Source organism: Blastococcus sp. SYSU DS0753, from assembly GCF_054051175.1.
The window spans coordinates 55,431-73,756 of record NZ_JBJHAT010000009.1 but is presented as its reverse complement, the minus strand read 5'-3'; the positions used below and the strand labels follow the sequence as shown (position 1 = coordinate 73,756).

The 18,326-nt window shown below is 76.5% G+C and carries 18 protein-coding genes; 11 read left to right on the top strand and 7 right to left on the bottom strand.

Translation table 11 applies throughout. The features are described from left to right. Positions 1–23: 23 nt before the first annotated feature. Genes ACI799_RS09760 through ACI799_RS09735 form a run of 6 tightly spaced genes read left to right on the top strand, consistent with a single transcriptional unit; the run spans position 24 to position 5,427 of the window. Positions 24–572 (top strand): YbaK/EbsC family protein, encoded by a 549-nt coding sequence (locus ACI799_RS09760; RefSeq protein WP_456589490.1) that lies wholly within the window; start codon positions 24–26, stop codon positions 570–572. Further along, on the top strand, positions 569–1,162 hold the full coding sequence (locus ACI799_RS09755) for a GNAT family N-acetyltransferase (protein WP_456589491.1): 594 nt from the start codon (positions 569–571) through the stop codon (positions 1,160–1,162). The genes ACI799_RS09760 and ACI799_RS09755 overlap by 4 nt, the downstream gene beginning before the upstream one ends. Next, the gene (locus ACI799_RS09750) at positions 1,159–2,829 is read left to right on the top strand and encodes a phytoene desaturase family protein (protein ID WP_456612971.1); all 1,671 of its coding nucleotides are present in this window, start codon (positions 1,159–1,161) and stop codon (positions 2,827–2,829) included. The genes ACI799_RS09755 and ACI799_RS09750 overlap by 4 nt, the downstream gene beginning before the upstream one ends. Beyond that, positions 2,826–3,638, top strand: a complete 813-nt coding sequence (locus tag ACI799_RS09745) for a carotenoid biosynthesis protein (protein ID WP_456612970.1) — start codon at positions 2,826–2,828, stop codon at positions 3,636–3,638. The genes ACI799_RS09750 and ACI799_RS09745 overlap by 4 nt, the downstream gene beginning before the upstream one ends. After that, complete coding sequence (locus ACI799_RS09740) at positions 3,635–4,771, top strand: glycosyltransferase (protein WP_456612969.1); 1,137 nt, start codon at positions 3,635–3,637, stop codon at positions 4,769–4,771. The genes ACI799_RS09745 and ACI799_RS09740 overlap by 4 nt, the downstream gene beginning before the upstream one ends. Then, the gene (locus ACI799_RS09735; RefSeq protein WP_456612968.1) at positions 4,768–5,427 is read left to right on the top strand and encodes a flavin reductase family protein; all 660 of its coding nucleotides are present in this window, start codon (positions 4,768–4,770) and stop codon (positions 5,425–5,427) included. The genes ACI799_RS09740 and ACI799_RS09735 overlap by 4 nt, the downstream gene beginning before the upstream one ends. A 6-nt stretch (positions 5,428–5,433) precedes the next feature. Here ACI799_RS09735 and ACI799_RS09730 read toward each other — a convergent pair whose 3' ends face one another. After that, positions 5,434–6,411, bottom strand: coding sequence for a carbohydrate kinase family protein (locus ACI799_RS09730; RefSeq protein WP_456589496.1), 978 nt, complete (start codon positions 6,409–6,411; stop codon positions 5,434–5,436). Between the two features lie 137 nt (positions 6,412–6,548). Continuing rightward, a complete protein-coding gene (locus ACI799_RS09725) occupies positions 6,549–7,244 on the bottom strand; it encodes a CDP-alcohol phosphatidyltransferase family protein (protein WP_456589497.1) in 696 nt (231 codons plus the stop codon). Positions 7,245–7,309: 65 nt separating this feature from the next. On the opposite strand from ACI799_RS09725, the gene ACI799_RS09720 reads away from it, so the two are divergent. Continuing rightward, the gene (locus ACI799_RS09720; protein WP_456612967.1) at positions 7,310–8,116 is read left to right on the top strand and encodes a lipase family alpha/beta hydrolase; all 807 of its coding nucleotides are present in this window, start codon (positions 7,310–7,312) and stop codon (positions 8,114–8,116) included. On the opposite strand, the gene ACI799_RS09715 is transcribed toward ACI799_RS09720, so the two are convergent. From ACI799_RS09715 to ACI799_RS09700, 4 genes are all read right to left on the bottom strand, one after another. Next, positions 8,113–8,913: an ABC transporter permease gene (locus tag ACI799_RS09715; protein WP_456612966.1), complete on the bottom strand. Its 801-nt coding sequence runs from the start codon at positions 8,911–8,913 to the stop codon at positions 8,113–8,115. The genes ACI799_RS09720 and ACI799_RS09715 overlap by 4 nt on opposite strands. 5 nt (positions 8,914–8,918) lie before the next feature. Then, positions 8,919–9,839, bottom strand: coding sequence for an ATP-binding cassette domain-containing protein (locus ACI799_RS09710; RefSeq protein WP_456599769.1), 921 nt, complete (start codon positions 9,837–9,839; stop codon positions 8,919–8,921). Beyond that, complete coding sequence (locus ACI799_RS09705; RefSeq protein ID WP_456589501.1) at positions 9,836–10,945, bottom strand: LolA family protein; 1,110 nt, start codon at positions 10,943–10,945, stop codon at positions 9,836–9,838. Before ACI799_RS09705 ends, ACI799_RS09710 begins: the two co-directional genes overlap by 4 nt. A 69-nt stretch (positions 10,946–11,014) precedes the next feature. After that, positions 11,015–11,611, bottom strand: a complete 597-nt coding sequence (locus tag ACI799_RS09700) for a TetR/AcrR family transcriptional regulator (protein WP_456589502.1) — start codon at positions 11,609–11,611, stop codon at positions 11,015–11,017. Between the two features lie 76 nt (positions 11,612–11,687). Here ACI799_RS09700 and ACI799_RS09695 point away from each other — a divergent pair, with 76 nt between their 5' ends. The 4 genes from ACI799_RS09695 to ACI799_RS09680 all read left to right on the top strand — a co-directional run bounded on the left by ACI799_RS09695 (position 11,688) and on the right by ACI799_RS09680 (position 17,051). Next, positions 11,688–13,229 (top strand): class I adenylate-forming enzyme family protein, encoded by a 1,542-nt coding sequence (locus tag ACI799_RS09695; RefSeq protein ID WP_456612965.1) that lies wholly within the window; start codon positions 11,688–11,690, stop codon positions 13,227–13,229. Next, positions 13,226–13,993, top strand: coding sequence for a crotonase/enoyl-CoA hydratase family protein (locus tag ACI799_RS09690; protein ID WP_456589504.1), 768 nt, complete (start codon positions 13,226–13,228; stop codon positions 13,991–13,993). Before ACI799_RS09695 ends, ACI799_RS09690 begins: the two co-directional genes overlap by 4 nt. Positions 13,994–14,118: 125 nt before the next feature. Next, positions 14,119–16,362: a DUF222 domain-containing protein gene (locus tag ACI799_RS09685; protein ID WP_456612964.1), complete on the top strand. Its 2,244-nt coding sequence runs from the start codon at positions 14,119–14,121 to the stop codon at positions 16,360–16,362. Between the two features lie 53 nt (positions 16,363–16,415). Beyond that, complete coding sequence (locus ACI799_RS09680) at positions 16,416–17,051, top strand: hypothetical protein (protein ID WP_456589506.1); 636 nt, start codon at positions 16,416–16,418, stop codon at positions 17,049–17,051. 39 nt (positions 17,052–17,090) lie between these two features. Here the strand turns inward: ACI799_RS09680 and ACI799_RS09675 are convergent, their stop codons facing one another. Then, positions 17,091–18,293: an AI-2E family transporter gene (locus tag ACI799_RS09675; RefSeq protein WP_456612963.1), complete on the bottom strand. Its 1,203-nt coding sequence runs from the start codon at positions 18,291–18,293 to the stop codon at positions 17,091–17,093. Positions 18,294–18,326: the final 33 nt, after the last annotated feature.

Below are 18,326 nucleotides of genomic sequence, written 5' to 3'. Positions count from 1 at the left end.
CCGGGCGGTGGCAGGATCAGTGCATGAGCCCACCCCCGCACCCCCGGGTGGCCGCCGTCGCCCGGGCCCTCGCCGCGGCCGGCGCCGAGGGTGAGGTGAGAGTCCTCCCCGCCGAGGTCCGCACCGCGGCCGCAGCCGCCGCCGCGCTGGGCGTGCCGGTCGGTGCGATCGTCAACAGCCTGCTCTTCCTCGCCGACGGCGCGCCCCTGCTCGTCCTCACCAGCGGCGCGCACCGCGTCGACGTCGTCCAGGTCGCGGCGCTGCTCGGCGTCGGCTCCCTGGCGCCCGCCCCCGCGGACGTCGTCCGCGAGCACACCGGCCAGCCCATCGGCGGGGTGGCCCCGGTGGGGCATCCGGCCCCCCTCGGCACCCTCGTCGACGTGGAGCTCGCCCGGTACGACCGGCTGTGGGCCGCGGCGGGGCACCCGACGGCGGTCTTCCCGACCAGCTACGACGAGCTGCTCCGCATCACCGCCGGCACCGCGGCCGAGGTGGGCGGCGGTCCGCTCGACGGGACCGCCACGACGGTCGGCGGCGGCGACCTGTCGGACGCCACCGGGGTCGCGCCGTGACGGGCACCCGCCCGGCCACCCGGATCCTCGAGCTCCCCGTCCCCTGGATGCGGGAGCACATGCACGAGGTGCTGGCCATCTACGGGCTGGCCATGGGCTACGACTCCGGCATCGTCGCCGGCCGGTACGGCTACGCGATCCAGCACACCGAACGGCCCGGCTTCCGCGCCGTCGGGGCCTTCGCGCAGACCCCGGAGGGCGAGCGGCTGGTCGGCTTCGGGTACGGCTACCTCATCGCCCCCGGGCAGTGGTGGCACGACCAGGTGCGCGCGGCGCTGGACCGCCGCACGGCGAAGAAGTGGCTGCCCGGCGCCTTCGAGGTCTGCGAGCTGCACGTCCACCCCGACGCGCAGAGCCAGGGGCTGGGCCGGCGGCTGCTGCACGCGCTGGTCGAGGGCCTGCCGCACCCGGTCGCCCTGCTCTCCACACCGGACGCCGACACCAAGGCGTTCCGGCTGTACCGCGCCGACGGGTTCGTCGACCTGGCCCGCGGCTACCACTTCCCCGGCGATTCCCGCCCCTTCGCGATCCTGGGCGCACGGTTGCCGCTGCATCCGCGCGACCCCTCCGCGACGAACTCCCGGTCGTGACCGCCCCCGAACCCGCCGCACCCGTGGACGTCGCACCCGTGGACGTCGTCGTCGTCGGCTCCGGCCACAACGGCCTCGTGGCCGCCTGCTACCTCGCCCGGGAGGGCCTGTCCGTGGAGGTCGTCGAGTCCGACGACGTCCTCGGCGGGGCGGTCTCCACCGTGGAGCGCTGGCCCGGGGTCCGCGTGGACCGCGGGTCCAGCGCGCACGTCATCGTCCGGCACAGCGGCATCGTCGAGGAGCTCGACCTCGCCGCCCACGGGCTGCGCTACGTCGACTGCGACCCGTGGGGCTTCGCGCCGGCCCCCTCGCCCGGCGATCCCGGGCCGGCCGGCCGGCCGCTGGTCTTCGCCGTGGACCTCGACGCCACCTGCGCCTCGATCGCGGCCGCCTGCGGACCGGCCGACGCCGCGGCCTACCGCCGGTTCGTCGAGGTCTGGGGTCCCCGCAGCCGGGCCGTGGTCGCCTCCTTCGGCCGCGCACCGTCGGCCGGTGGCCTGGTGCGGTCGTTCTGGCCGCTGGGTGCGCCCACCGAGGGACGGCCGCGCACCCCGGGCGGTAAGCTGGCGGTCGACTTCCTCGGCTCCGGCGACGCCCTGCTGGACAAGTGGTTCGGCAGCGAGCGGCTCAAGGCGGCGCTGGCGTGGTTCGGCGCCCAGTCGGGCCCACCGATGTCCGAGCCCGGCACCGCGGCGATGGTCGGCTGGGTGGCGCTGCTGCACGACGTCCCACCCGGGCACCCCGTGGGCGGCTCCGGCGGGCTGACCCAGGCGCTGCGCCGGCGGCTGGAGTCCGACGGCGGCCGGGTCGTGCTCGGCGACGGCGCCGCGCGGCTGCTCGTGGAGGACGGCCGGGTCGCCGGCGTCGAGACCCGCGCCGGCCGGGTGGTCCGGGCCCCGGCGGTGGTGGCCGCCTGCCACATCGGCGTCACCCGGGAGCTGGCCGGCGACGCGGCCCCGCCGGTCCTGGCCGACGCCGCCCCACCGGTCGGCAACGGCTTCGGCCTGGTGGTCCGTGCCCTGACCGACGCCCCGCCGTCCTACCCCGGTGCCGGGCCGGAGGCGCTGCAGGGCCTCCAGCTGCTCTGCACCGACCGGGCGCAGCTGGCCGCCGCGCACGGCGACTGGGGTGCCGGGCAGCTGCCCCGCGAGCCGGTGCCGCTGGCCATGTCGTTCTCCGCGAGCGACGACACCCTGGCCCCGCCCGGGCGGCACGTGGTCACGATCTGGGGCCAGTGGTACCCGTACGCACTGGCCGACGGCGGCGACTGGGACGCCCTGGCCGACACCGAGGCCCGGCGGCTGATCGAGGCCGTCGACCGCCACGCCCCCGGGTTCGCCGCCTCGGTCCGGGAGACGTACGTGCAGACCCCGCTGGCCCTCGAGCGGGAGCTGTCCCTCCCCCGTGGCAACGTCATGCACGTGGAGATGGGCCTGGCCAGCATGTTCGCCCTGCGCCCGGCCCCTGGCCTGTCGGGCTACCGCGTGCCCGGGCTCCCCGGCCTGTACCTCTCCGGCGCCTCCACCCACCCCGGCGGCGGGGTCTCGGGCAACTCCGGGCGGACGGCGGCCCGCACGGTCCTCGCCGACCGCCGGGCGCTGCCCCGCGCGCGGGCGGCGGCCGGCCGCGCGGTCCGCCGGATCCGGGACGGAGCGGGAAGGGCGTGACGACCACCACCGCGGCACCGCCGGCACCGACCGCGGCGCGCGTGGTCCCCGTCCTGCTGGTCGCGGCGCTGGTCGCCACGGCGATCGCCTACCCGCTCACCTCGGGCCCCGACCGGGACGTCGTCTCCTGGGGCATCGTGCTGCTCGGCTCGGCGCTGTCGGTCGCGCACGCGGGGCTGAGCCGGGGTGCCCGCACCGGGCTGGCCGTGCTCGTGCTGGTCGCGTCGGTCGCCATCGCGTTCGAGTCGGTCGGGGTGGCCACCGGGTTCCCCTACGGCAGCTACCGCTACAGCGACGTCCTCGGCCCCACCCTGCTCGGCGTCCCGTTCCTGGTGCCGCTGGCCTGGCTGATGATGGCCTGGCCCAGCTGGTTGCTCGGCGAGGTGCTGGCCCGCCCGGTACGCGCGAGCCGCCGCCGGCCGGCGCGGGTCGCCTGGGCGGCGGCGGTCTTCGCGGCGTGGGACGTCGTCCTCGACCCGCAGCTGGTGCAGGCCGGCTACTGGACGTGGGAGCACCCCTCCCCCGGCCTGCCGGGCATCGAGACCGTGCCGCTGACCAACCTCGCCGGGTGGCTGCTGGCCGGGCTGGTGCTGATGACGCTGCTCGACGTGCTGGTCGCCCGCACCGCGAGCGAACCACGCGTCGGCCCGGGCGCCCCGTTGTTCGCGCTGGCGTGGATGACCCTCGGCGGCGCCCTCGCGCACGCCGGCTGGCTGGGCCTGCCCGGCTCGGCGGCCTGGGGGGCGGCGCTGGGCGCCTGCGTCCTGGCCGTCCTGGCGCTGCAGCGCCGGCGCGCGGGGCGGCCGTGAGCGGGCGCCTGCTGCGCACGCTGGCCGGTGTCTCGGTCGCCGGCGCCGTGCACGCTGCCGTCAACACCGCGCTGCTGCGCCGCCCGCCGGCGGATCCCCCGGCGGTGGACCGGCCGGTCACCGTCGTGCTGCCGGTGCGCGACGAGGCCGAGCAGGTCGCCGGCTGCCTGGCGGCGCTGCTCGACCAGCGCGGCGCCGAGCGGCTCCGGGTCGTCGTGGTCGACGACGGCTCCACCGACGGCACCGCCGACGTCGTCCGGGCCGTGGGCGACCCGCGGGTGCGGCTGGTGACCGCCCCGACCCTGCCGGCCGGGTGGCTGGGCAAGCCGCACGCCTGCGCGGTGGGGGCGGCCGAGGCCGGGGACGCCGAGGTGCTGGTGTTCGTCGACGCCGACGTCCGCCTCTTCCCCGACGCCGTCGCCGCGGCCGTGGCGGTGCTCGACGCCCACCGCCTGGACCTGGTCTCGCCGTGGCCGCGGCCGTTGGCGGTGGGCCCGGCGGAGCGCCTGGTGCAGCCCCTGGCCCCGTGGCTCTGGCTGACGACCCTGCCCCTGCGGCTCGCCGAGCGCTCGCCCCGCCCGTCGCTGGCCGCCGCCAACGGCCAGTTCCTCGTGGTGCGGCGCTCGGCGTACGAGCGCGCCGGGGGCCATGCGGCCGTGCGCGGGGAGGTGCTCGAGGACATCGCCCTGCTGCGGGCGGTCAAGCGCGCCGGCGGGCGGGGCGTGCCGATCGACGGTTCGTGCCTCGCCGCCTGCCGGATGTACGACGGGTGGGCAGCGGTCCGCGACGGCTACGCGAAGTCGCTGTGGGCCTCCGTGGGCGGGACGCCGGTGGCCGGGCTGGCGGCCGCGGCCACGCTGACCGCCGTCTACGTCGTCCCGCCCCTGGCTGCCCTCCGTGGCTCGCCCGCCGGGCTGGTGGGCTACCTGGCCGGGGTGGCCGGCCGCCTCGCCGGTGCACGGGCCAGCGGAGCGCGCGCCTGGCCGGACGCCCTCGCGCACCCGGTGTCGGTGCTGGCCCTGGACGTCCTGATGATCCGGTCGGTCCGGGGGCGTCGGCGGGGCACCCTGCGCTGGCGCGGCCGACCCGTCGGCGCGACCCGGCCGGCGGCGTCGGCGACGATGAGCCGGTGACCTCCGCCGAGCAGCAGCGCCCACGCACCTCGTTCGACCCGGCCGCGATGGACGCCGGCGCCTTCTACCGGGTGCTGAACTCCGTCGTCGTGCCCCGCCCGATCGCGTGGGTGTGCAGCCGCTCCGCCGCCGGCGTGCACAACCTCGCCCCGCACTCCTTCTACACCGTCGCCTGCGTCGACCCGCCGGTCGTCCAGTTCACCTCGGTGGGCCGCAAGGACTCGCTGCGCAACGTGGAGGCCACCGGCGAGTTCACCGTGAACCTGACGCCCGAGGCCCTCTTCGAGCAGGTCAACGCCACCGCCACCGACTTCCCGCCGGACACCAGCGAGGCCGAGCAGGCCGGGGTGCGGCTCGAGCCCGCGGACACGGTCGCCGCGATGCGCGTGGCGGAGTCCCCCGTGTCCATCGAGTGCGTCCTGCACTCGACCCTGCGGCTGGGCGACAGCACCGTCGTCCTCGGCCGGGTCCGGCACATCAGCGTGTGGGCCGACGCCGTGCGGGACGGGCGGCCGCGGATCGAGCACCTCAAGCCGCTGGCCCGGCTCGGCGGCAACGAGTGGACGACGGTGGGCCAGATCCGCGAGATCGCGCGCATCCCCTACCGCCGGTGGGCCGAGGACCCCGCGATCGGGGAAGCCGTCCGCGGGGAGTGACCGCGGTCAGCCCGGCAGGTGGGCGGCGACCTCGTCGGCGGCCTCGGCCCCGAACGCCTCGGCGAAGCGGGCCAGGAAGCTCTCCCGTGGCAGGTCGTACTCCTGCGTGCCGATGACCTCGACCGCGGCGGTGGCGACGGCGGAGCCCAGCTGGGTGGCGCGCTCCAGGCCCAGCCCCCACGTCCGTCCGGCGATGAACCCGGCGCGCAGCGCGTCGCCACCCCCGGTGGGCTCCACCGGCTTGGTCTCGGGCACCGCGATCACCGACAGCGGCTCCTCGCCGGCCCGCCGCACCAGGACGCCGTCGGCGGCGCGGGTGGTCACCCAGATGCCCACGCGGGCGAGCACCTCGTCGGCCGTCCAGCCGGTCTTCTGCAGGAGCAGCGCCGACTCGTACTCGTTGGTGAACAGCACCTCCGCGCCGTGCACCAGCTCGCGGATCATCTCGCCGTCGGCCCAGGCCAGCTGCTGGCTGGGGTCCGCGGCGAAGGCGTAGCCGCGCTGCCGGCACTCCTGCGTGTGGCGCACCATCGCGGTGGGGTCGTTCGGCCCGACCACGACGAGGTCGGGACCGCCCACCCGGTCGACGACCGGTGCGAGCTCGATCTGCGCGGCCTCGGCCATCGCGCCCGAGTAGAACGACGCGATCTGGTTGTTGGCCTCGTCGGTGGTGCACACGAAGCGGGCGGTGTGCTTGAGCTCCGACCAGTGCACGCTGCCGGTGTCCACCCCGTGGCGCGACAGCCAGGCGTCGTAGTCGGCGAAGTCGCTGCCGACCGCCCCCACCAGCACGGGTGCGAGCCCCAGCAGGCCGAGCCCGTAGGCCATGTTGGCCCCGGCGCCGCCGCGGTGCTGCACCAGGTCGTCGACGAGGAAGGAGAGGGAGACGTTCTCCATCTGCCCCTCGACGAACTGCTCGGTGAACCGACCGGGGAAGGTCATCAGGTGGTCGGTGGCGATGGATCCGGTGACGACGACGGGCACGAGGGGCGCTCCTCCGGGTCGGGCTGCCTCCGGCCCGCTGCGCCGCGGGTACCGGGCGGGGAACGGGAGAGGAACGGCGAGGGTCGGGCACCGCACACCCTAGGTGCCGCGCACGGACGCCGCCGCCCCGAGGGCCGTCAGTGCGGCGGTGCGACGTCCTCACCGGGACCGGCCAGCTCGGCCCCCAGCCACCGGCCGAGCTGCACCGTGCCCACGACGCCGAGGAGGAGGCCCGCGGCGGCGCCGGCGGTGACGGCCAGGGTGGCGCCGTCGACCCCCGCGACCTCCAGCCCGCTGACCACCCCGGCACCGCCGAGCGTCAGTCCCGCCATGGCCACCCGGGTGGGCCGCTCCCACAGCGAGATCGGGCCGGTCCGGTCCACACCGGCCTGCCCGGCGCGGGCGCGCAGGTAGTCGGGCAGCCAGCACAGCGCCCCGAAGGCGACCGCCAGCCAGCCGGGCGCCCCGGCGACCCACAGCGCCGCCGCGTAGGCGGCCTCGGTGAGCCGGTCGACCACGGAGTCCAGGACGAAGCCGCGCTGGGAGGCGCGCCCGGTACCGATCGCCAACGCCCCGTCGAGGCTGTCCAGCAGGCCGGAGAGCCCCACCAGCACGCCGGCCAGGAGGAGCCAGGCGCCGCCCGCGGCCGCCGGGGGCACGGCCGCGACCGCGACGACCACGCCGGCGGCCGTGGCGAGCGACGGGGGCAGCGCCGCGAGCGGGCGGGCGAGCGCGTGCGCGAGGGTCAGCCAACCCCGCACGATCGGTGCCTGCGTGTCGGCGCCGCCGTGCCAGCGCGACCAGGCCTCGAGGTACTCGTCACGGCTCAGCACGGCGCCCCCTCCCGCGACCGGCGCCCTCCGGTGACGCCGGCCCCTCCGCCAGGGACAGTAGGTGAGTGCTCGCCGGTCTCTCCCCCGCCCGCCGCCGTCTGGTCGTCGCGGTGCTCGTCCTCGTCACCGCCGCGGTCGTGGGCCTCGGCGTGCTGCTGGCCACCCGGACCACCGACGTCGAGGGCCCGGGCCCGGGTCCGCAGGCGCGGCCGGGGCCGGTGCTGCTGGTGCCCGGGTACGGCGGAGGGACGGCGTCTCTGGTGGCGCTGGCCGACCGGCTGGAGCAGGCCGGCCGCGACGCCACCGTGGTGCCGCTGCCCGGGAACGGCACGGGCGACCTGGGCGAGGCTGCCGCGGCGCTCGACGAGGCCGCCCGCGCGGCCCTGGATCGCACCGGCGAGGAGAGCGTGGACGTCGTCGGGTACTCGGCCGGCGGGGTGATCGCCCGGCTGTGGGTCGCCGACGGCGGCGCGGAGGTGACCCGCCGCGTCGTGACGCTCGGCTCGCCGCACCACGGCACGGGGCTCGCGGACCTGGCCGGGCAGGTGGCGCCGTCTTCCTGCCCGGAGGGGTGCCGGCAGCTGGCCACCGACAGCCCGGTCCTCGCCCGGCTCAACGCGGGCGACGAGACGCCGGGTGACGTGGGCTGGGTGTCGGTCTGGACCACGCTCGACCGCACGGTCACCCCGCCGGACTCGGCCCGGCTCGACGGTGCGCTCAACCTGACCGTGCAGTCGGTGTGCGCGGAGAGCCGGGTCGGGCACGGGCAGCTGCCCGGCGACCCGCTGGTGCAGTCGATCGTGCTCGAGCAGCTCACCGCCGGGGAGCCGGTGGCGCTGGACGCCGCCGACTGCGCCCGCCTGAGCGGTTAGCTGGTGACGTCCTTGGTGGTGAAGTTCGCCCAGGCGGCGGCGAGCAGCACGCCGACGTAGACCGCCTGCAGCGCGAGCCCGCGGGTGATGTCCCGCCACAGGATCGGGTCGCGGAACAGGTCGACGAACGCCAGCCAGTAGCGCGTCGGGAGGTAGGGCGCGATCGGCGAGGCGGCGTCGAGGGTGAACAGCAGCGAGGACGTGACCAGCACGGCGAGCGCGCCCATCGTCGCGCCGAGCGGTGAGTCGGTGAGGGTCGAGAAGAACAGCGCGAACGCTGCGACGCCGAGCATGGACGCCCCGACGTAGCCGACGGCCAGCACGGTGCGCATGCCCAGCTCCTCCGCGCTGAGCGACGTCCCCGACACCGACGTCCCCGTACCCGGCCGCGCCTCGAACAGCGTCGTCCCCACGAGGTACCCGACGGCCGCGACCACGACCACGGTGACCAGCACGAAGGCCAGGACGGCCACGAGCTTGGCCACCAGCAGCCGGGTCCGCCCCGCCGGCCGGGCCAGCAGGTAGCGCAGCGTGCCCGCCTGCGCCTCGCCGGCGATCGAGTCGCCGGCGACCACCGCCACCGCGATGGGCAGGAACAGCGGCAGCACGATCGCCAGCGCGGCGAGCGGGTACAGCGCGCCGTTGGTGAGGACGGCAGAGAGGAACGGCGGGCCCTCGCCCGGCCGCGGGGCCAGGTCGGTGAGCACGAGCAGCACGGCCACGAGCACCGGCAGCGCGTTGAGCACGGCGATCGTCGCCCAGGTGCGCGGCCGCCGGAACAGCTTGCGCAGCTCCACGGCGATCACCGTGCGCGCTCCACCCGGTCGGCGCTGGTGGCCGCGGCCGCCAGCACCACCTCCTCGAGCGTCGGGCGATCGGCCGCGAGGCCGGTGACCGGTACGCCGGCGCGCACCAGCAGCGCGTTGACCTCGGCGGGGTCGCCGCCGCGCACCACCACCCGCTCGCCGTCCACGGCGGTGACGCGGCCGTCGAGCACCGCGCGCACCTGCCCGGGCGCGGGCGTGCGGACGACGGTGGCGCCGGTCGGGGCGGTGAGGGTGGCCAGGTCGTCCTGCAGCACGAGGCGGCCGCGGTCGAGCACGCCCACGCGGGTGCAGAGCTGCTCGACCTCGGCCAGCAGGTGGCTGGAGAGGAAGACCGTCGTCCCGCCGCGGTGCAGCTCCAGCAGCAGCTCGCGGATCTCGGAGATGCCCTGCGGGTCGAGCCCGTTGGTCGGCTCGTCGAGCACCAGGAGCTCGGGACGGCGGAGCAGCGCGCCGGCCAGGCCGAGGCGCTGCCGCATGCCGAGCGAATACGCCTTCACCGGCCGGCGTCCCACGCCCCCCAGCCCGACCTGGTCGAGCACCTCGGCGACGCGCCGGCGCCGGTCGCGGCGCGGTCCACCGGGGCCGGCGGCGTCGAGCAGCGCGAGGTTCTCCCTGCCGGAGAGGTGGCCGTAGGCGGCAGGCGACTCGATCAGCGCTCCCACCCGGGGCAGCACGCGGCGGCCGGCGCGCGGCATCCGCCCGCCGAGCAGGTCGATCTCCCCGCGGGTCGGCAGGACGAGGCCCAGCAGCATCCGCACGGTGGTCGTCTTCCCCGAGCCGTTGGCGCCGAGGAAGCCGTAGACGTCGCCGGCGCGCACGTCCAGGTCGATGCCGTCGACGGCGCGCACCCGCCCGTACTGCTTGGCCAGACCGCGGGTCGCGATGACCGTGCTCACCGCTGCCGCCCCAGCACCGGCAGCTCCGCGGCGGCCTCGACCAGTGCGTCGAGGGTGACCGTCCCGGTGAGCAGGTACGGTTCCGCGTCCTGCGGGTCCACGAGCATGAGTGCGACGGGGCCGGCCGCGATGCGGGTGCTCGTCTCGTCGGTGACGGCGTCCGGGCTCTGCGCCAGCGTGCGGCGCAAGGCTTCCGCCACCAGCCGCGGCACGGGGGCGACGGCGAGCAGGGTGACACCGCGCCCGTAGAGCCCGATGCCGGGCGGAGCGCCGTCGAGCGTCCGGCGCGGCAGCCCGGCCAGCGTGGGGAGGAAGCGCACCGGCGGGAGCCGCCGCCCCGCCTCGAGCACGATCTCGGCCTGGTCGGCGGTGCGCAGGTGGGCGTCCGGGGGCGGGGCGAAGGACGTGGTCGCGGCATCCGGGACCGCCAGCTCCAGGTCCAGGAAGCGGGTGTCCAGCGCCGGCACCTCGGAGGTCTTGCCGAGGACCACCACCTGCACCGGCAGGCCGCTGGCCCGGTCCACCCACACGTCGACCTGCCGCACCGACGAGGCGGGGTCCGCCGGGGTCGAGCGCAGCCCGAGGGCATCACGCCCGGCGATCCGCCGGGCCCCGATGCGGGTCAGCTCCTCGTCGGCGGCCTCGGACAGCAAGCGGCGGCCCAGGGTGGCGGGCAGCAGGTCCGGTGGGGCGGGGAGGGCGAACGGCGTGGCGTCCGCCCACGTCGCGGTGGCGCGCTCGTACTCCCAGGTCCAGGTGCCCCGGGCATCGCGGTGGATGCCCGTCTCACCGGCCGTGGTGATGACGGCGACCCGATGGTCGTCGGGGCCCCGCCACCACACGCGCATCTCCGTGCGGTCGCTGAACAGGTCCGCGAGGGAGTCCAGCTGGTCGGTCACCGGCAGGGCCAGCCCGCCGGCCGATTCGGCGTACCCGGAGTACTGCACGTCCCGCGAGGCCAGGACCGCCGCACGCAGCTCGGCCGCGGGCACCGCCGAGTCTTCGACCGGGAGCGCGCCCACCAGCGCCGGGAGCGCGACGAGGACCGCGACGACCGCCCCCACGACGGCCCAGCGCGGAGCCGCCGCCCGCGGTCCGGACGCCATGCGGTCACCGTAGCCCCGGCCGGCCCGGTGGGTCCCGCGGCGATCCTCACCGGGAACTCACCGGGAGGGCTATCGGGCGGCTCGGTCCACGGACACCACGGGCGCGGCGCCGAGCACCCGGCCGACCCACAGCTGCAGCACGCGCCGGTCGCGGTCGCCGTCCTCGCGCAGGACGCTGGTGAGAGCCAGCCCGCGGTAGAGGGCGAGCAGGCCGTCGATCTCGGTCCGGTCCCGGGAGGAGCCGGGGAACAGCTCGGCGACCAGGTCGCGGACGGCCGCCCCCACCCGCCGCTCGGCGGGGAGCAGCGCGGCGCGCAGCACCGGCTCGGTGCGTGCGGCGGCCCACAGCTCCAGTCCGGCCAGGAACAGCGGGCCGGACATCACCCGGTGCAGGAGGTCCACCTCGCTGGCCACCCGGCCGGTCGCGGCATCGGCGCGCACCTGCTGGATCTGCGCGTCGGCGACGTGCGAGACGGCGGCGACCAGCAGCGCCTCCTTGGTGGCGAAGTGGTGCAGCAGCGCCCCGCGGGACAGCCCCGCCCGCTCCTGCACCCGCTGCGTCGTCGTCCCGGCGTAGCCGTGCTCGACCAGGCAGTCGATGGTCGCGGAGAGCAGCCGCGCCCGGGTGTCCGCCCGGCGCTGCTCCTGGGTACGTCGCTCCGTCACCGCGTCAGGATAGGTACTGACAAACCGTCCGAACGGACTGTAAGTTGCCGTCCGACTCGAGAGGGAGTGGTGACCGGTGTTGACGGTGGAGCTGGTGCGGAGGGGCGCCCGGCGGTTCGCGGACCGCACGGCAGTGATGAGCGGCGATGCGTCGCTGACCTTCCGGGAGGTGGACGAGACCGCCAACCGGATGGCGCACGTGCTGATCGGGCTGGGGGTGGCCCGTGGGGACCGGGTCGGCCTCCTGGTCGAGAACGGGCTGTGGTCGGTGCCGATCGACTTCGCCTGCCTCAAGGCCGGCGCCGCGCGCGTGCCGCTCAACGCCCGGCTGGCGGCCGACGAGCAGGCGCGGATGCTCGCCGCCACCGGCGTCCGGATGCTCATCCACGGTGCGGCGCTCGCCGACCGGGCGGCGGAGCTCGCCGGGCGGGTGGACGGCCTCCGGCTGGTCAGCCTGGGCCAGACCTCCGACGTCGAGGCACTCGACCTGCTCGACGAGATGGCCGACGCGAGCGCCGCCGACCCGCGGTTGCCCGCCGAGCCCACCGACCCGGTGCTGATCCTCTACACCTCGGGCACGACCGGCGCGCTCAAGGCGGTGGTGCACACCCAGGCCAGCTACGCCGCGATCTGCGCCAACATCCTGGCGAACCTGGTCTCCCCCGGCCGGGACTCGGTCATGCTGCACGCGGCGTCGCTGATCCACGCCAGCGGCACGTTCGTGCTCCCCTACTGGATCCGCGGCGGCGCGGCCGCCGTCCTGCCGGGCTTCGACCCCGCCAGCTACCTGGACTCACTCGCCCGCTACCGGGCCACCGAGATCAACCTGGTACCCACCATGCTCGGCATGCTGCTGTCCTCCGGCGCCGCCGAGCGCGCCGACGTCTCCAGCCTTCGCACGGCGGTGTACGGCGCCAGCCCCATGCCCGGCCCGGTGCTGGCGCAGGCCCTCGACGTGTGGGGTCCACGCCTGGTGCAGTACTACGGGCAGACGGAGGCACCCCTGGCGATCACCGTGCTCGACGCCCTCGACCACACCGACCCGTCCCTGGCCGGCTCGTGCGGCCACCCCTCGGTCGACGCCGAGGTCCGGGTCGTCGGCAGCGACGGCGGCGCCCTGCCGGCCGGCGAGATCGGCGAGCTCCAGGTGCGTGCCCCCTTCGGCATGGCCGGCTACCACGACGCGCCCACCCTCACCGCCGAGACGATCAGCGGGGACGGCTGGATCGCCACCCGCGACCTGGCCCGGCTGGACGACCGCGGCTACCTCACGCTTGTCGACCGGACCAGCGACATGATCATCACCGGCGGCTACAACGTGTACCCGCGGGAGGTCGAGGAGGTGCTCATGGCCCACCCGGCGGTGTCCGGTGCGGCCGTCGTCGCCGCACCCGACCCGACGTGGGTGGAGGCGGTGACCGCCTTCGTCACGCTCCGCCCCGGGTCGAGCGCCACCCCCGACGAGCTGCGGGACGCGGTGCGCGGCGCGCTCGCCGGTTACAAGGTCCCCAAGACCGTGCACGTCGTCGACCAGCTCCCCCTCTCCCCCGTCGGGAAGATCCTCCGCCGGGCCCTGCGCGAGCCGCTGTGGGCCGACGCCGCGGGGCGCTCGTCGTGAGCGAGACGGTGACCGTCGAGCGGAACGGTCCGGTGACGACGGTGCGACTGTCCCGCCCGGCGGCACGCAACGCCGTCGACGGGCCCACCGCCGCCGCGCTCGCCGACGCGTTCCGGGCCTTCGACGCCGACGACGAGGCCGCCGTGGCGGTGCTGCACGGCGAGGGCGGCACCTTCTGCGCCGGCGCGGACCTGCGGGCCATCGGGACCGACCGCGGCAACCGCACCGAGACCGACGGGGACGGGCCCATGGGCCCCACACGGATGCGGCTGCGCAAGCCCGTCATCGCCGCGATCGCCGGGCACGCGGTCGCCGGCGGCCTGGAGCTCGCGCTGTGGTGCGACCTGCGGGTCGCCGACGAGACGGCGATTCTCGGGGTCTACTGCCGCCGCTGGGGCGTGCCACTGGTCGACGGCGGCACCGTGCGGCTGCCGCGACTGATCGGCACCTCCCGGGCCATGGACCTGGTGCTCACCGGGCGAGGGGTGGACGCCGCCGAGGCGCTGCAGATCGGATTGGTCAACCGGGTCGTGCCCGCCGGGCAGGCGCTGACCGAGGCCCGGGCGCTGGCCGCCCGGATCGCCGCCTTCCCCCAGACCTGCCTGCGGGAGGACCGGGCCTCCCTGCTGGAGCAGGACGGCCTCGACGAGGAGGCGGCCATGGCCAACGAGTTCCGCCACGGCATGGCCTCCCTCGCCGTCGACGCGCTGCCGGGGGCCGCACGCTTCGCCGCCGGGGAGGGCAGGCACGGCAGCGGCGTCTGACCCGGTCCGGGTGGCCACCGCGGCGCGGGACGACACGACTCCGCGCCCGGGGCCGCACCGCGCTGAGCAGCACCTTCGCACAAATCCGTCTTGCCTTCCGGGGCGATCGAACGTATGTTCGATGCATGGCGGACGTCGGGGCGGTGAGCGACTGGTACGCCACCGCCCGCGCCCGGGCGGTGGCCGCCGGACGGCGCCGGCGAGCCCGCGAGGCGTCCACCGAGTGGCCCGAGTTCGCCCCGCCGGTGAGGCTGGCCGCCGGCCCGCTCGGCGAGGTGCAGGCCGCGGACCGCGAGATCGCCCGGCAGACCGCGCTGCGCGCCCGCGCGGTCGCCAGGTTCGCCGCGGACCGGCCCGCCGACGGCGACCGTGCCCAGGGTGAGCCGGGCGCGATGAGCCCGGAGCGGTGGGCCGCGCGTCCCGAGGTGCTGCGCGGGGTGAGCGAGTGGGCGACGCAGGAGCTCATGATCGCCCTCTCACTCTCCGCCCGGGCCGCGGAAGCGTTGCTGGTCCGCTCGCTGACGCTCGTGGAGCGGCTGCCCGGCACGCTGGCCGCCCTGGAGGCGGGGGCCCTGCACCCCGGGCACCTCTGGACCATGCTCGAGAAGGTCGCTCCCATCGCCGACGACCGGGTGCGTGCCGAGGTCGAGGCGGAGCTGCTGCGCTGGGCTGCGGGCCGGGTGGTGACGCCTGCGCAGCTGAACGACAAGGCGCGCCGCGAGGTGGCCCAGCGGGACGCCCGCGCCGCGGCCCGCACGCTGCAGGAGGCGCTGAAGCGGCGCGGGGTCCACATCCGCCCGGATGCCGTCGACGGCATGGCGACCGTGAGCGTGTACGCCACCATGCCGGAGGCCCAGGCGCTGTACCGGGCACTGACCGCCTGCGCGGAGGCGCTCGACGACGGCGACGACGATCAGCGCACGCGGGGCCAGAAGATGGTCGACTGCCTGCTCGACCTGGTGCTGCGCCCGGGCGAGACCGATCTGCCGCCGGTGCAGGTGCTGCTCACCGTCGTCGCCTCGCTGGCCACCCTCGCCGGCGGAGACGGTTCCGGGGAGATCGACGGGCAGGTCGTGCCGGCCGAGATGATCCGCCACTTCCTGACAGCGCTCACCGGCCGGCCGCTGGGATCCGACTCCGCGGAGCCGGCCCCGGGGCAGCCGTCCGGCTCGATGTCGTGGCAGGCGCAGGAGCAGGCCGAGCTGGAGTGGTGGCTGGCCGAGACGGAGCGCCGGCTGCTCAGCGGTGAGCTGGTCGATCCCGACCCCGACGGCAACGGCGACCTCGCCCCTCCCCCGGACGTCGCCACCTACGACGCACTCCCGGGCGACGCGATCGAGGGCGCCGAGATCGAGGACGCGCCCCGCGCCGACACCACCTACGACGCACTCCCGGGCGACGCGATCGAGGGCGCCGAGATCGAGGACGCGCCCCGCGCCGACACCGGTACCGACGCCGCCGTGGCCCAGGAGCGCCGCGGGTGCACCGCAGCCTCACCGACGTCGCGAGGGCCGGACCGGCGGCGCGGTGATCCTCCGGCGCCGGAACCGGAGGACACCCCACCGGATGCCGGCAATTCCTCACCGGCAGCAGCGACCACGGCCAGGGCGGTACCTCCCGGGCCGGCGGCCACCTCGCCCGAAACCGGCTGGTGGACGCTGGCCGACGAGGCGGTCGAGACCGCCGGCCTCGCCGTGCTCCGCGCGGAGCAGGAGCTCTCCCGCGCCGGTCGACTGGTCCGCACGGCAGTCACGGCCGACGCCGACGACGAGGCCACCTGGCGGGCCGGCCCCGGAGGGCGGCTCACCGCAGCGGAGGACGCCCTGGCGGCGCTGCGGTCGGCCTCCGACGGGCAACGGGCGTGGCTCGCCGACCTGCTGGGGAGCACCGGTGGCGGTGGGCTGGCCGAGCGGCCGAGGATCGCCCTGACCGACGCGTTGTCCGGCACGCTGCTGGCCCTGACCGACCTGCCCGGTCTGCGCCGCGCGGGCAGCTGCGACCGTCCGAGCTGCCGTCGGAGCACCGGTCGCTGCACCCACGACCTCTCCGACCGGCCCGGCCTCGGCGCCCCGGGGCCCAGCACCGGCTACCGCCCTTCGGGCGAGCTGGATCGGTGGGTGCGGGCGCGGGATCGTCGCTGCCGGTTCCCCGGCTGCCGTCGACGGGTGCCCCGCGGCGGCGAGCTCGACCACCACCGCCCGTATCCGGACGGTCCCACCAGCGCCGGCAACCTCGCCGGCTACTGCACCACCGACCACCGCGGCAAGCACCAGGCACCGGGGTGGCGCCACGACCTCGGCAGCGAGGGGACCCTCACGGTCACCACCCCGAGCGGTCTGGTCGCCACCACCTCGCCGCCGCCGTACTGAGCGCCACACCACCGCCACGCATCGAGAAACCGGGTACGGGGCACCCCGTGCCCATGGCTGCTCAGATCAGCGACGCCGTCGTCGTCGACGTCCTCCGCCGGCTCGACCGCCTGCTGACCCCGCTGGCGGACCGGATGGGCCGGCCGCCGGAGCTGCCGCGCGAGGAGCGCGACCGCTGGTGGGCCGACCGGGTGTCCCGGGTGGCCGCGGGCGTGTCGGCGGTCCCCCGCTTCGCCGGCAAACTCGCCGATCTGCTGCCGCTGCAGAACAGCGTCGGCACCGCGGTGCAGTCGTTGGTGGTGCTCGGTGTCGCCGGGGAGCACGGGGTGACCGCCCCGGCCGACCGGGTGTCGCTGCTGGCGCGGGTCCTGCTGCGCCGGGAGCTCACGCCGACCCAGGTCGAGCCGCTGCTCACCCGGAGCAAGGGCACCTACGTGGAGGGCGCGTTCGGCCCCCGGGACGAGCGCCGCGGGGCGAAGGGCGCCGTCCGCACGCTGTGGCGGGCGGCTCGGCTGCTCGGCCGAATCGACGACGCGCTGGACGCCCGCCCGAAGGGGAAGCTGTTCGCCCGCGCCCTGTCGAACCTGCCGGTCGTCGGTGTGGCCGGCGGGTACGCCTCCGAGCGCGAGGGGCTGCGGCGGGCGGCTGCCCGCGCCGCCGACCTGCTGGAGGGGACGCGGCAGGGCTGACGCCCGGGTGGTGCGGGCCGGCCGCCCCGGCAGTCCGCCCTACCCGGTGCGGGCGCTCGCCGGTTCCGCGGGGGCGGCGTCCCGGGCACCGCCCCGGCCCTCGTCCCGGTCCTCGTCCCGGCTCTCGTCCTGCGCGTCGTCCCGCTCCGGGTCGCGCCAGCCCGGCCCGGCAGCAGGCTCCCGGCCGCGCAGGTAGTCCACGACCCGGGCCACGCAGGCGGCGATCGGCACCGCCAGGAAGGCGCCGAGGACGCCGTAGGTCACGCCCCCCACCGTGACCGCGAGGATGATCGCGAACGGGTGCAGCCGCAGCACCGGGCTCAGGATCAGCGGTTCGAGCAGGTTCCCCTCGGCCTGCTGCACCACCACGACGAGGGCCAGCACCAGCAGCGCCGTCGTCAGCCCCTGGTCGGCCAGCGCGACGAGGACGGCCAGCAGCCCCGAGACGAAGGCCCCCACGATGGGGAAGAACCCGCCCAGGAAGACCAGCACCGCCAGCGGCATGGCCAGCGGGACGCCGAGGAGGACCAGCCCGATCCCGATCGCCACGGCGTCCACGAGGGCGACGATCAGCTGGCCGCGGAAGTAGGCGCCGAGGGTCCAGAACAGCTGCCCGGACACCCGACCGACGTGCTGCCGGGTGCGCTCGGGCAGCAGGCTGATGATCCCCGACCAGATGCGCCCCCCGTCGCGCAGGTAGAAGAACAGGGCCACCAGGAACAGGACGACGGCGGTGGCGACGTCGCCGAGCGTCCGCGCCACCTGCAGCCCGCGGTCGACGACGTCGCTGCCGCCGCCGCCGAGCGCACCGGCTGCCTGCTGGGCCATGTCGGCGAGCCCACCGTCGCCGACGTCGAAGGGCAGCGAGAAGGGCGTGTCAGCGACCAGCTCCGCCAGGTCGCTGAGCGCCTCCTCGACGCTCTCCGCCAGCGCCGGGATCTCGTCGGCGAAGCGCGGCACCACGAACCAGATCGCCAGCCCCAGCAGCCCGAGGAGGAAGATCAGCAGCAGCAGCGCGACGACGGTGGAGGGCAGCCCCTTCCGCTTCAGCCAGGCCGCCACCGGCCAGAGCACGGCGGCCGGGAACAGGGCGATCGCCAGCGGGGTGGCGACCACGCTGACCTCGCGCAGCAGCAGGTACGCCAGCACCGCCAGGGCGAGCACGCCGAGCGCGGCCCAGGCCCGCCGCCCGGCGCGCACCAGCCAGGAGTACCGATCCACCTGCTCCTCTTCCGCGACCATGGGGCCTCCATGCCCCGTCGCGCGCCCGGGCAG